This is a genomic window from Streptomyces sp. NPDC051567, from assembly GCF_044454165.1.
GTDB lineage: Bacteria > Actinomycetota > Actinomycetes > Streptomycetales > Streptomycetaceae > Streptomyces.
Window position 1 is genome coordinate 274,918 of record NZ_JBITDK010000001.1, and the last position, 13,192, is coordinate 288,109.

11 protein-coding genes and 1 tRNA gene are annotated in these 13,192 nt (G+C 72.0%); 6 read left to right on the plus strand and 6 right to left on the minus strand.

Annotated elements, in window-relative coordinates:
* Positions 1–95: 95 nt before the first annotated feature.
* From ACIA5F_RS01225 to ACIA5F_RS01245, 5 genes are all read right to left on the minus strand, one after another.
* Positions 96–1,556 (minus strand): peptidoglycan D,D-transpeptidase FtsI family protein, encoded by a 1,461-nt coding sequence (locus tag ACIA5F_RS01225; protein ID WP_399347809.1) that lies wholly within the window; start codon positions 1,554–1,556, stop codon positions 96–98.
* Positions 1,553–2,977: an FtsW/RodA/SpoVE family cell cycle protein gene (locus ACIA5F_RS01230; protein WP_399347811.1), complete on the minus strand. Its 1,425-nt coding sequence runs from the start codon at positions 2,975–2,977 to the stop codon at positions 1,553–1,555. Before ACIA5F_RS01230 ends, ACIA5F_RS01225 begins: the two co-directional genes overlap by 4 nt.
* Positions 2,978–3,008: 31 nt before the next feature.
* Positions 3,009–4,499, minus strand: a complete 1,491-nt coding sequence (locus ACIA5F_RS01235) for a PP2C family protein-serine/threonine phosphatase (protein ID WP_399347813.1) — start codon at positions 4,497–4,499, stop codon at positions 3,009–3,011.
* Positions 4,500–4,592: 93 nt separating this feature from the next.
* On the minus strand, positions 4,593–5,090 hold the full coding sequence (locus tag ACIA5F_RS01240) for an FHA domain-containing protein (protein WP_399347815.1): 498 nt from the start codon (positions 5,088–5,090) through the stop codon (positions 4,593–4,595).
* Positions 5,091–5,100: 10 nt separating this feature from the next.
* Positions 5,101–5,937 carry an FhaA domain-containing protein gene (locus tag ACIA5F_RS01245; RefSeq protein ID WP_399347817.1) on the minus strand — a complete coding sequence of 279 codons (837 nt, stop codon included), beginning with the start codon at positions 5,935–5,937 and terminating at the stop codon, positions 5,101–5,103.
* A 291-nt stretch (positions 5,938–6,228) separates the two neighbouring features.
* On the opposite strand from ACIA5F_RS01245, the gene ACIA5F_RS01250 reads away from it, so the two are divergent.
* The 6 genes from ACIA5F_RS01250 (at position 6,229) to ACIA5F_RS01275 (ending at position 11,925) form a co-directional block, all read left to right on the plus strand.
* Positions 6,229–6,311: transfer RNA gene (locus ACIA5F_RS01250), tRNA-Leu, on the plus strand.
* 191 nt (positions 6,312–6,502) lie between these two features.
* Positions 6,503–8,209 (plus strand): sensor histidine kinase, encoded by a 1,707-nt coding sequence (locus tag ACIA5F_RS01255; RefSeq protein WP_399347819.1) that lies wholly within the window; start codon positions 6,503–6,505, stop codon positions 8,207–8,209.
* A gap of 8 nt (positions 8,210–8,217) precedes the next feature.
* On the plus strand, positions 8,218–8,874 hold the full coding sequence (locus ACIA5F_RS01260; protein WP_399347821.1) for a response regulator: 657 nt from the start codon (positions 8,218–8,220) through the stop codon (positions 8,872–8,874).
* A 60-nt stretch (positions 8,875–8,934) separates the two neighbouring features.
* Positions 8,935–10,335, plus strand: a complete 1,401-nt coding sequence (locus ACIA5F_RS01265; RefSeq protein WP_399347823.1) for a DUF2252 domain-containing protein — start codon at positions 8,935–8,937, stop codon at positions 10,333–10,335.
* A gap of 232 nt (positions 10,336–10,567) precedes the next feature.
* Positions 10,568–11,389 carry a J domain-containing protein gene (locus ACIA5F_RS01270; RefSeq protein ID WP_399347825.1) on the plus strand — a complete coding sequence of 274 codons (822 nt, stop codon included), beginning with the start codon at positions 10,568–10,570 and terminating at the stop codon, positions 11,387–11,389.
* A gap of 191 nt (positions 11,390–11,580) precedes the next feature.
* Entirely contained in the window at positions 11,581–11,925 is a 345-nt protein-coding gene (locus ACIA5F_RS01275) for a rhodanese-like domain-containing protein (protein WP_399347827.1), read from the plus strand.
* Between the two features lie 54 nt (positions 11,926–11,979).
* Here ACIA5F_RS01275 and ACIA5F_RS01280 read toward each other — a convergent pair whose 3' ends face one another.
* Positions 11,980–13,167 carry an acyl-CoA dehydrogenase family protein gene (locus ACIA5F_RS01280; protein WP_399347829.1) on the minus strand — a complete coding sequence of 396 codons (1,188 nt, stop codon included), beginning with the start codon at positions 13,165–13,167 and terminating at the stop codon, positions 11,980–11,982.
* Between the last annotated feature and the right edge of the window lie 25 nt (positions 13,168–13,192).

The window sequence follows — 13,192 nt, forward strand, 5'->3', positions numbered from 1 at the left end:
TCCGGCCCGGCCGGGACCGGTGGCCCGGTCGGCCCCGCCCCGGTGGGTCCTGTTCCCGTCGGCCCCGCTCCGGTGGGCGCTGTCCCGGCCGGTCGTCACGGGTTCTTCAGGACGGCTTCCATGACGGCCTTGGCGACGGGGGCGGCGAGGCCGCCGCCGCTGATGTCCTCGCGGCTGGCTTCGCTGTCCTCGATGACGACGGCGACGGCGACGGGGCTGGTGCCGTCGGGGTTGTCGACGTAGGAGATGAACCAGGCGTACGGGCGCTTCGAGTTGCCCTCGCCGTGCTGGGCGGTGCCGGTCTTGCCGCCGACCTTGAAGTCCTTGATCTTCGCGTTGCCGCCGGTACCGGTGTCGACGACGTTGATCATCATCTTCTGGAGCGTCTGCGCGTTGGCGGCGGAGAGGGGCCGGCTCATCTCCTGCGGTTCGTGCTTCTCGATGATGTCGAGGTTGGGCGAGGTGAGCTGGTCGACCATGTAGGGCTTCATCAGCTTGCCGTCGTTGGCGATGGCGGCGGTGACCATGGCCATCTGGAGCGGGGTGGCGGCGGTGTTGAACTGGCCGATGGCGCTCTGGGCGTTGCCGTCCTTGCCCATGGTCTTGTCGTAGACGCTGGCGAAGGCGCGGACCGGGGTGTCGATCTTGTCGTTGTTGAAGCCGAACTTCTGGGCGGTCTCGACCATCTTGTCGCGCCCCACCTTGTCGCCCAGGTTGGCGAAGACGGAGTTGCAGGAGACTTCGAGGGCCTTGTTGAGGCTGGCCCGCTCGCAGCCCTTGGCGTGGTTGACCATCGGGGTGCGGGTGCCGGGCAGGATGTAGGGCTCGGGGGTGTCCGTCGGGGCGTTGATGTCGGTGACGACGCCGTGTTCGAGGGCGGCGCCCGCGGTGACGACCTTGAAGGTGGAGCCGGGCGGGTAGGTCTCGCGCAGGGCGCGGTTGACGAGGTTCTTGTTCTCGCTGTCCTTGAGCGCGACCCAGGCCTTCTCGTCGTCCTTGGAGTTCCCGGCGAAGCTGGAGGGGTCGTACGAGGGGGTGGAGACCAGGGCGAGGATGGCGCCGGTGCGCGGGTCGATGGCGGCGACCGCGCCCTTCTTGTCGCCGAGCTTGTCGAAGGCGGCCTTCTGGGCGGCGGGGTTCAAGGTGGTGACGACGTTGCCGCCCTGGCGCTTCTCACCGGTGAACATGCCGATGGTGCGGTCGAAGAAGAGCCGGTCGTCGTTGCCGGTGAGGATGCCGTCCTCAAGGGATTCGAGCTGGGTGGCGCCGAACGCCTGCGAGGCGTAGCCGGTGACGGGGGCCCAGAGGGGGCCGTCGAGATAGGTCCGCTTGTACTTGTAGTCGCTGCCGTCGGTGACCGCGGAGCCCGTGATGGGGTTGCCCTTGACGATGATGTTGCCGCGCTCGGTGGCGTACTGGGCGATCTGGACCCGGCGGTTCTCCTTGCGGGTGCTGAGCTCCTCGGCCTGGACGTACTGGAGCCAGTTGGTGCGGATCAGCAGCGCGAGGACGAGCAGCCCGCAGAAGAGCGAGATGCGTCGCAGGGGCTTGTTCATGACGGACGGACCACCTGGGTCATCTCGGAGTCGGGGGACGGAGCGGGTGCCGGGGCGGGGCGGCGTGCGGTGTCGCTGATCCGGATGAGGATGCCGATGAGGGCCCAGTTCGCGAGGACGGAGGAGCCGCCGGAGGCGAGGAAGGGCATGGTCATGCCGGTGAGGGGGATGAGCCCCATGACTCCGCCGGCGACCACGAAGATCTGGATGGCGAAGGCGCCCGAGAGGCCGATGGCGAAGAGCTTGCCGAAGGGGTCGCGGGCGGCGAGCGCGGTGCGCACGCCCCGTTCGATGATGAGCCCGTAGAGGAGCAGGAAGGCCATGACGCCGGCGAGGCCGAGTTCCTCGCCGACGGTGGAGAAGATGAAGTCGGAGTTGGCGGCGAAGAGGATCAGGTCGGAGTGGCCCTGGCCGAGGCCGGTGCCGAGGACCCCGCCGGAGCCGAAGCTCATGAGGGACTGGCCGACCTGTTCGCAGGCGCCGGAGGTGGTGTAGCAGGCGAAGGGGTCGAGCCAGGCGGTGACGCGGGCCTTGACGTGGCTGGCGAAGGAGGCGACGACGACGGCGCCGCCGACCGACATGAGCAGGCCGATGACGATCCAGCTGGTCCGCTCGGTGGCGACGTACAGCATGATCACGAACATGCCGAAGAAGAGGAGCGAGGTGCCGAGGTCGTTCTCGAAGATGAGGACGAGCAGGCTCATGGCCCAGATCATCAGGATGGGCCCGAGGTCGCGGCCACGGGGCAGGTAGAGGCCCATGAAGCGGCGGCTGGCGAGGGCCAGGGCGTCGCGCTTGACCATGAGGTAGCCGGCGAAGAAGATCGCGATCACGATCTTCGCGAACTCGCCGGGCTGGATCGAGAAGCCTCCGACGTTGATCCAGATCTTGGCGCCGAAGACGTCGGCGCCCAGGCCCGGGACGACGGGCAGGATCAGCAGGAACAGGGCGCCGGCCATGGAGATGTACGTGAAGCGCTGCAGGACGCGGTGGTCCTTGAGCAGCAGCAGCACGGCGATGAAGAGGGCGATGCCGACGGCGGTGTACAGCATCTGGTTGGGCGCCGAGGGGGAGAAGGCGCCGTACTGCCGTTTGGCCAGGTTCTGGAGGCGTTCGGACTGGTCCAGCCGCCAGATGAAGACCAGGCCGAGCCCGTTGAGGAGGGTGGCGAGGGGCAGCAGCAGCGGGTCGGCGTACTTGGCGTACCGGCGTACGACGAGGTGGGCGACGCCCGCGAGGGCGCCGAGGCCGAGGCCGTAGGACAGCATGCCGGGCGGCAGCGTGCCGTTGATCGCGAGACCTACGTTGGCGTAGGCGAAGACCGGGATGACCACGGCGAAGGCGAGCAGCATGAGCTCGGTGTTCCGCCGGCTCGGCAGCTCGATGGCGCCGATGGTGGTCGTGTTGGTGACAACGCTCATGGTGTGGCAGGCCCCCTGTGCCCGCGGGTGTCTACTGCTTTCCGCACAGGCTGACCAGCTGCTGCTCCGCAGGGGTCAGGCTGGGGCCGGGTGACTGGGTGTTCTGCGTTTCGGCGTTCCGGCGTTCTTCGTCCTTCTTGCAGGCGGAGACCTGCACGCCGAGTTCGTCGATCTTCGCGCGGGCGTCGGCGAAGCTGCCTTGGCTGATGGTGGCCTCGACCAGCTTGCGCTTGAAGGGCGGAAGGTACTTCAGTTCGATATCGGTCCGGTCGGTCTCCACCCGGGAGAGTTCCATGGGCCCGAGGTTCTGGCTGATGCCGCGGAAGAGTGCGACGTGCTCGCCCTTGACGCCGACGTAGTACTGGGACTGGGTCCAGCGCCAGCCCGCGTAGAGGCCGCCGCCGATGACGCCGGCGACGAGGAGCAGGCCCAGCGTGCGCGTGGCCCATCGGCGGCCCGCGCTGTGGCGTCTGCGGGGGTGGTCGTAGGTGTCCTCGTAGCGGGAGTCGGCGTCGTAGCCGTCGTTCCCGTCGTAGCCCCCGTACCCGCCGTCCTGGCCGTAGCCGGGGCCCTCGCCGCTGCCGGGGGGGCCGAAGGCGCCGGCGGGCGGCGGGACCCGGCGGCCCAGGCCCGAGGCGCGGCCGGCCGGGGTCTGCATGGCGTTGCCGCCGTCGAAGAGCTGGTGCTGGTTCTCGGCGACGGCGCCGACGACGACGGGGGTGTCGTTGAGCTGGGCGGCGACGGTGTCGCCGCTGTCGGTGTCGAGGACGTCGGCGACGATGCAGGTGATGTTGTCGGGTCCGCCGCCGCGCAGGGCGAGCTGGATGAGGCTCTGCACGGTCTCGTGGGGGCCGTGGTAGTCGGCGAGGGTCTCTTCCAGGGTCTGGTGGGAGACGACGCCGGAGAGCCCGTCGGAACAGATGAGGTAGCGGTCGCCGGCGCGGACCTCGCGGACGGAGAGGTCGGGTTCGACGACGTCGCCGCTGCCGAGCGCGCGCATGAGGAGGGAGCGCTGCGGGTGGGTGGTGGCTTCCTCTTCGGTGATGCGGCCCTCGTCGACGAGGCGCTGGACCCAGGTGTGGTCCTGGGTGATCTGGGTGAGGAGGCCGTCGCGGAGCAGGTAGGCGCGGGAGTCCCCGACGTGGACGAGGCCGAGGCGGCTGCCGGTCCACAGGAGGGCGGTCAGGGTGGTGCCCATGCCTTCGAGCTGGGGGTCCTCCTCGACCATGACGCGCAGCTGGTCGTTGGCGCGCTGCACGGCGGTGCCGAGGGAGGTGAGGATGTCGGAGCCCGGGACGTCGTCGTCGAGCTGGACGAGGGTGGAGATGACCTCGGAGCTGGCGACCTCGCCGGCGGCCTGGCCGCCCATGCCGTCGGCGATGGCGAGGAGGCGGGGGCCGGCGTAACCGGAGTCCTCGTTGCCCTCACGGATCATGCCCTTGTGCGATCCGGCGGCGAACCGCAGGGACAGACTCATGCGCACCTCGCCGGTCGGCTCCGGGTACAACCGGTCTTGAGCCACACTGCCCGCCCTCCGGTCGGGAGCGCGCCGCGGTCCGTCTCCTCGGGAGGACGGACCGCTGCGGCTCGCTCGCTCCGCTCGCTCATTCTCGTACTACTTCCGCAGCTCGATGACGGTCTTGCCGATGCGGATCGGGGCGCCCGGCGGGACGGGCGTCGGGGTGGTCAGCCGGGTCCGGTCGAGGTAGGTGCCGTTGGTGGACCCGAGGTCCTCGACGATCCACTGGCCGTCACGGTCGGGGTAGATCCTGGCATGGCGGCTGGAGGCGTAGTCGTCGTCCAGCACGATCGTGGAGTCATGGGCGCGGCCCAGCGTGATCGTCTGGCCGGCGAGGGTCACGGTGGTGCCCGTGAGGGTTCCCTCGGAGACGACGAGCTTGGTGGGCGCGCCGCGGCGCTGGCGCTGCTGCGGTGGCGCGGCCTGGCGGCCGGCCTGCTGCGGGGCGCTGTTGGCGCCGCCGCGGCGGGAGCCGCGCTGGGTGACTCTCGTGCCGAAGAGATCACTGCGGATGACCTGGACGGCCACGATGACGAACAGCCACAGAACGGCCAGGAAACCCAACCGCATGACCGTCAGGGTCAGCTCTGACATTGCCCCCGCTTCACCCTTCGGCTTGCCGGTAAATGATGGTGGTACTGCCCACGACGATCCGCGAGCCGTCGCGGAGCGTAGCGCGGGTGGTGTGCTGCCCGTCCACCACGATGCCGTTGGTGGACCCGAGATCCTGGATCGTCGAGGGCGTTCCGGTCCGGATCTCACAGTGCCGGCGCGATACGCCGGGGTCGTCGATCCGCACGTCGGCTTCGGTGCTTCGGCCGAGTACGAGCGTGGGGCGCGAGATCTGGTGGCGGGTGCCGTTGATCTCGATCCAGTGGCGCGGGGCGCCGCCGGTGGTGGGTGCGGGGGCGGGTCCGCCGGGGGCGGGCCTGCGGGTGCCGGGTCCGCCCGGCGGCGGGCCCGCGGGCATGGGCGGGGCGGCGGCCGGCGGGTAGCCGTAGCCGCCCTGCTGCGGGCCCTGCGGGGCCTGGCCCTGGGCGGGCTGGTCGGCCTGCGGCTGGGAGGCGCTGGAGGCGAGGGTGCGGCTGCGGACCCGGTAGAGCCCGGTGTCGAGGTCGTCGGCCTTCTCCAGGTGGACCTTGACGGGGCCCATGAAGCTGTAGCGCTGCTGCTTGGCGTAGTCACGGACGAGGCCCGCCAGCTCGTCGCCGAGCTGGCCGGAGTAAGGGCTCAGCCGCTCGTAGTCGCCGGCGCTCAGTTCGACGATGAAGTCGTTGGGGACGACGGTCCGCTCGCGGTTCCAGATGGTGGCGTTGTTGTCGCACTCCCGCTGGAGGGCGCCGGCGATCTCCACCGGCTGGACCTCGGACTTGAACACTTTGGCGAAGGTGCCGTTCACCAGACCTTCGAGTCGCTGCTCGAACCGCTTCAGAACTCCCATGGGGCACCTCCTCCGTCGTTGTCGCCCTGTACTGCTTACTGATCGTATCCACGCGTGGCGGATTCGGCTGGTTCCCCATCGCTCCTGTGTGCAGGAGTGTTGGTGCTCACAAGGGATCGTAGGGGCGTCCCAGGGACAGTGTCCCGCACCCGGAGCGGAGTGCGGGAGGGGCCGTCCCCGCGGGGCTGGGGGGTGCGGGGAAAGGGATGTGATTCCACCCCTCCCCACGTGCTAATGTTCCGATGTCGCCAGGGGAAAGACCCGCAAGGGAAGACCACTGGGGCGCTGCTCGGGCGAGTGGCGGAACGGCAGACGCGCTGGCTTCAGGTGCCAGTGTCCTTCGGGACGTGGGGGTTCAAATCCCCCCTCGCCCACCTCGGACGGTCCTCGTGATCGGCCAAGTCGAATTGACAGAACCCCCGCTCCGGAGAGATCCGGAGCGGGGGTTCTTCGTTGTGTCCTGACTCTCGTGGCGCGGGGAGCCGGGGGAGCCCCGGGGCAGGGGCGCCGTCCCACTTTCGTCGGGACCGGCGCGACGAAAGTGGGCGGCGCCCGGCGGGGCCGGATGTCTAGGGTCGGTGGCGTGGATGCGACGGCGAAGACACGTGCGGGCCTGGAATGGCTGAAAGGGCCGGAGCCCTGGACCCGGCGGAGGCTGGCCGGGGACCTGACGCTCTGCGGGGTGCTGGCCGTGCTCGGGCTGGGCGTCGAGGAACTCACCGACGGTTCGGTGCGGCGGATGGTGGCCGGGACCGTGGTCGTGGTGGTGCTCACGTTGCTGCGCCGTCGGCTGCCCGCGCTGACGCTGGTGCTGGGGTCGGCGGTCGGCGCGCTCCTGGCCGGCGCCTACCTGGTCATGATCCTGCTGGGCTGGTCGGCGGGGCGCCGGATCGTCGGGGTGGGCAGGGCGCTGACGGCGTTCACGCTGGCCTTCGTGGTGGCGGTCGCCCTCAGCGTGTGGGACCAGCGGGACCAGATGCGGCCGCTGCTGGTGATCGTCTTCTCCACGCTGATCTTCCTGGCGGTGACGGTGATGCCCGGGCTGGCCAGTCGGTACTGGTCGCAGCGCCACACGCTGCTGCGGGCGCTCCAGGAACGCAACGGGCAACTGCTGCGGGAGCGCGCCATGGTCGCGGGGCAGGCCCGGCTGCGGGAGCGGCAGCGGATCGCGCAGGACATGCACGACAGCCTGGGCCACCAGCTGGCGCTGATCTCGGTGCACACCGGCGCGCTGGAGGTGGACCCGGAACTCACCGGCCGCCAGCGCGAGGCGGTGGGGGTGCTGCGCAACGCCTCGGTGGCGGCGATGCACGAGCTGCGGGAGGTCGTCGGCATCCTGCGGGACGGGGTCGAGGCGCCGCTCGCGGTGGAGGAGGCGGCGCAGCCCGCCGCACGCGGGGTGGCCGGGATCGCGGGGGTCGTGGAGACGGCGCGGGCCGCGGGGACCGACGTACGGATGACCAGTTCGGGGCGGCCGAGGCCACTGGTCGCGGCCTGTGACCACGCGGTGTACAGGATCGTGCAGGAGGCGCTGACGAACGCGTACAAGCACGCTCCGGGGGCGCCGATCTCGGTCGCGCTGCGGTACGAGGACGACTCGCTGGTGGTGGAGATCGCCAACGGGCCGGCGACCGGTACGGGTGCCGGGGAGGTGGTCTCCGGCGGGCAGGGGCTGACGGGACTGCGGGAGCGGGCGCGGCTGGTCGGCGGGATGGTGCACGCGGGCGGGACCGGTGACGGCGGGTTCCGGGTGGCGGGTGTCCTGCCGTACGGGGCGGAGCCGGCCGGGGTCGAGGAGATCGCCGACGACTTCGGCCAGCGGGTCCAGGCGCGGGAGGAGCCGCTGGCGCCGATGGACTGGGCGGCGGTCGACCGGGAGCTGGCCCTGCCGATACAGAGCCGTACCCGGGCCGGGGGGTTCGCGCTGGGCTGTGGGATCGCCTTCGCGGCGGTGGTGCTGCTGGTGATCGTGCTCGGTGCCGGGGCGGTGCTGCTGGTGGGTTCGGCGGGTGACGTGATGATCGACCGGGCCGATTACGACGCGGTGAAGGTGGGCGCGTCCGAGCAGACGGTCCGCGCCGGGCTGCCCAGCGGGGACAGCCTCTTCACCTCGGGGCTCGAACGGAAGGGTCCGGCCAGGCCGGAGGGCGCGCGGTGTCTGGCCCTGCTCTCCTCGGAGGGTTCGGTGCCGACGTTCACCGACCGGGTTTTCCGGTTCTGCTTCAAGGACGGCAAGCTCGTGGACAAGCAGGTGTACGACGTCAAGCAGTAGGAGCGCGGGTGACAGCCGAAGTGGTCCGAGTGGTGATCGCTGATGACGAGCCGCTGATCCGGGCCGGGATCAGGATGATCCTGACCTCGGCTCCGGACATCCAGGTCGTCGCGGAGGCGGCGAACGGCCGGGAGGCGGTGGAGCTGGCCCGTGCGCACGGGCCGGACGTGGTGCTGCTGGACATCCAGATGCCGGTGATGGACGGGCTGACCGCGCTCGGGGAACTGTGCCGTGCCGTGCCGGAGGCGCGGGTGCTGATCCTGACGACGTTCGGGGAGAAGGAGAACGTGCTGCGGGCGCTGGGCGAGGGCGGTGCGGGGTTCCTGCTGAAGGATTCGGCGCCGGGCGAGCTGATCGGCGCGGTCCGGGCGGCGGCGGCCGGGGCCGCCTATCTGTCGCCGGGGGCGGCCCGGCACCTGGTGGACCAGTTCGCCTCGGGGCAGACCGCCGGGCGGGGCGAGGCCCGCAGGCGGGTGGCGGAGCTGAGCGAGCGCGAGCGCGGGGTCCTCGCGCTGCTGGGCGAGGGGCTGTCGAACGCGGACGCCGGGCGGCGGCTGCACATGAGCGAGGCGACGGTGAAGACGTACGTGAGCCGGATTCTGGCGAAGCTGGGGTGCGAGAACCGGGTCCAGGCGGCGTTGCTGGCCAGGGACGCCGGCCTGTAGGTACGGTCGGGCCGGATCATGTCGGCCGGGTGGTACGGGTACGGGCGGAGGCGGCGGGGGATGACGGCGGTGGCGGGGCAGCGGATACCGGTGGTGGCGGGGTTCGCGGAGCGGGCCGTGACGGGCTCGGCCAAGGAGGCCGGCCGGGCGCTGCGGACGCGGGTGCCGAGGTCGGCGCACGCCCGTTTCAAGGTGCCGGCCGGGCGGCCGGACGCGGTCCGCGCGGTGGAGGAGTCCAATGCCGGCCGGGTCGCCGAGCTGACGCCGATACGGGTGGGGCGGATGGCGGCGAACCCCTTCGCGTTCCTGCGCGGGGCCGCCGCCCTGATGGCCCACGACCTCTCCGCAGGCCCGGTGACGGGGGTCGGGGCGCAGCTCTGCGGGGACGCGCACGCGGCCAACTTCGGTCTGTACGGGGATGTGCGCGGGCGGCTCGCCATCGACCTGAACGACTTCGACGAGACCGTGTTCGGCCCGTGGGAGTGGGACGTGAAGCGGCTGGCGGCCTCGCTGGTGCTGGCCGGGCGGGTGGCGGGCGCGGACGAGGACACCTGCCGGGCCGCGGCGCTGGACGCGGTGGGCGCGTACCGGCGGACCCTGCGGCTGCTGGCGAGGCTGCCCGCGCTGGACGGGTGGCACGCGAAGGCCGACGAGGAGCTGCTCGCGCGGATCGACGCCCGGGATCTGGCGGGCACGCTGGAGCGGGTCGCGGAGAAGGCCCGCAACAACACTTCGGCCCGGTTCGCGGCCAGGTCGACCGAGGCGGTGCCGGACGGCGGACGCAGGTTCGTCGACGCGCTCCCGGTGCTGCGCCGGGTCGGGGACGGGGAGGCGGCGGCCGTGGCGGCGGCGCTGGGCCCGTACCTGCGGACGCTGCCGGGCGACCGGCTGCCGCTGCTGGCCCGGTACGCGATCCATGACGTGGCCTTCCGGGTGGTGGGGACCGGGAGCGTGGGTACCCGTTCGTACGTGGTGCTGCTGCTGGACCACCGGGGCGAGCCGCTGGTGCTCCAGGTGAAGGAGGCGCGGCCGTCGGTGCTGCTGCCGTATCTGCCCGCGCTGGGCTTCGCGCCGCCCGTGGTGGAGCACGAGGGCCGCCGGGTGGTGGCGGGGCAGAAGCAGATGCAGGTCATCTCGGACAACCTGCTGGGCTGGACCACGGTGGAGGGGCGGCCCTTCCAGGTGCGGCAGTTCCGCAACCGCAAGGGCAGCGTGGACCCGGCGGCGCTGGCCGTGGACCAGATCGACGACTACGGGCGGATGACCGGGGCGCTGCTGGCCCGGGCCCACGCGCACAGTGCCGATCCGCGACTGCTGGCCGGGTACTGCGGGAAGAGCGACGAGCTGGACCAGGCGGTGGCGTCCTTCGCGGTGACCTACGCCGACCGGACCGAGGCCGATCACGCGGATCTGGTGGTGGCGGTGCGGGCGGGGCGGATCGCGGCGGAGACCGGGGTCTGAGGACGTACCGGGGTCTGAGGACGTCCTGTCCGGTCCCGGGGGTGCGGGCGCCGGGTGGTGCCCGGTGAATGTTTCACGTGAAACGGCTTCCGTCGGCCCACGTGAATGTTTCACGTGAAACCGTCCTCCGTGGTGAGTGCCGGCCCGGAGCGCCCCGGGGACGGCGGGGTGTCCGCGAGGGTGGTGTTTCACGTGAAACACGCCCGGAGCGGCCGGGCCGTAGGGTGGCCGGGTGAGTGAGCAGACTGAGCAGACCGCGCCGGGCGACTCCGGCGACGAGCGGCCCGAGGCGCGCCTGGAGCGGGCCGTGCGCGCCGCCGAACAGGCGCTGATCGAGTTCGAGATCGCGGTGGAGACCTTCCGGGTCGAGGTGGAGAACTTCTCCCGGCTCCACCACCAGAAGCTCGGCCCGATGTACTCGCGTCTCGACGAGCTGGACGCGCTGATCGCGGAGGCGAAGGCGGCGCGCAGCGGTGACGCCGAGGATCTGAGGCGGGCCCGGGAGGCGCGCTCGCTGGTCATGCCGATGCCCGGGGTGGACGAGCTGTTCCACGACTGGCTGGACTCGGACGGGCTCTCCGACGGTGCGGCGGCGATGCTGACGGACCGGACCGTGAGCCCGCCACAGCGGGTGCGTCCCTCGGAGGAGGTGCGTCGGCTCTACCGCGAGCTGGTCCGCCGGGCCCACCCCGACCTGGCCCAGGACGAGGCGGAGCGCGGGCGCCGGGACGCGTTCATCGCGCGGGTCAACGCCGCGTACGGGCGGGGCGAGGAGGGTCTGCTGCGCGAGCTGGCCGAGGAGTGGGCGGCCGGACCCGTGCCGGAGACCGCCGCGCCGGGCGGGAGCGGGGAGCTGTACGCCCGGCTGGAGTGGCTGACACGGCGCAAGGAGCTGCTGTCGGTGGTGGCCCGGGAGCTGGAGGACAGCGCGATCGGGTCGATGCTGCGGATGGCTCCGGAGGACCCGGACCGGCTGCTGGAGGAGATCGCGGAACAGCTTCTCGGGCAGGTTTCCGCGCGCGAGGCGGAGCTGGCGGCCCTCGCCGCCCTCTGAGCGGGCGGGCCCCGTCGCCTGCTGTTCCTGGCCGCTGCTCTGGCCGCTGCTCTGGCCGCCGGAGGGGTGGCTGCCCGGGGTCCGGGCTCTGGGGCGGGGCGGGTCCGGTGCTGTCGGATAGGTTGCGGGGAGGGCTGCCGGGCCACGAGCCGGGTCGCCCTTCCGACCTGCGACGAGAGAAGGCGACAGCTATGAACTTCGGACAGCTTCCCTCGGTGGGCGCCGCCGCGGTGCCCTCCGAAGGCTTTGTCCTCGACGTCCGTGAGGACGACGAATGGGCGGCCGGTCATGTCGAGGGCGCTCTGCACATCCCGATGGGCGATTTCGTGGCCCGCTTCGGTGAGCTGGCGGAGGCGGTCGAGGACGGCCGCCGGGTGCACGTGATGTGCCGGGTGGGCGGGCGCTCCGCGCAGGTCACCCAGTACCTGGTGCGCCAGGGTGTCGACGCCGTGAACATCGACGGCGGGATGCAGGCGTGGGAGAGCGCCGGGCGCCCGATGGTGACGGACAGCGGGAACCCGGCCTTCGTGCTCTGAGGCCCCTGAGGACCCGGTCCGGGCGGGGCGTCCTTGCCGGGCCCGGACCGGGGGTCAGCCGAGGGGGTGGGCGGCCAGCAGGTCGCCGAGTGCCTCCTCGTGCGCGGCGGCCGGGCCGAGCTGGAGCTCCAGTTGCTTGGCCCAGGCGTGGTAGCGGTGGAGCGGGTAGCCGGTGTCGGCGCCGAAGCCGCCGTGCAGGTGCTGGGCGGTCTGCACGACCCGGCGTACGCCCTCCGAGGCCCAGATCTTGGCGACCGCTACGTCACCGGCGCTCGGCAGCGGGCCGCCCGCGCCGCCGGTCGCCGCGTCGAGCCGCCAGGCCGCCTGCCAGAGGGTGACCTCCATGGCGCGCAGGTCGATGTACCGGTCGGCGGCCTGCACGGCGACGGCCTGGAAGGTGGCCACGGGGTGGCCGAACTGTTCCCGCTCGCCGGTGTACCGGCTGGTCATGGCGAGGACGTTCTCACCGAGGCCGAGCGCGAGCGCGCAGGTGCCGGTGGTGAGGAGCTGGCGGAGCCGCTCCCAGGCGCCGGGGTCCTCGACGAGGTGGTCCGCGGGCACGCGTACGCCGTCCAGGGTGAGTTCGGCGAGCCGCTCGCCGCTGGTGGAGCACTGGTCGGTGAGGGTGAGGCCCTCGGCGGTGCGGGGGACGAAGGCGAGGAGGGCCCTGCCGTCACCGGTGTGGGCCGGTACGGCGATCCAGTCGGCGTTCTGTGCCCAGGGCACGGCGGTCTGGATGCCGTCGAGCACCCGGACCGTGCTGTTCGTGCCGACGGCGCCGTCCGTGCTGGTGCTGGTGCTGGTGCTGGTGCGGTGGGCGGTGACGGCGAGTTCGGCCGGGTCGTGGCCGGTGCGGCCGTGTGGGGCGGCGGTGAGGACGAGCGTGCCGAGCCCGGCTCCGGGCAGCAAGGCGGCGGCCAGGGCGGGGCTGCCGTGGGACTGGACGGCCATGGCGGTGGCACAGTGCTCCAGCAACGGGACCCGGGCCAGCACCCTCGCCGCCTCGCGCAGGACCAGGCAGAGGGCGATGGTGTCGAGCCCGGCGCCCCCGTGTTCCTCGGCGAGGACCAGGCTCAGCAGGCCCGACGCGGCGAGCCCGGTCCACAGGGGGCGGTCGAAGTCGTCGGCGACGGCTCCGGGGGTGAGCGCGGGACTGGGCACCCGGTCGGGTGCCACGTCCGCGAACACGGCCCTCGCGGCCTCGACGGCGGCCTGCTGTTCCTCGGTGAAGGTGAAGTCCATTGCCTGTCCCTCCCACGCGCCCTGC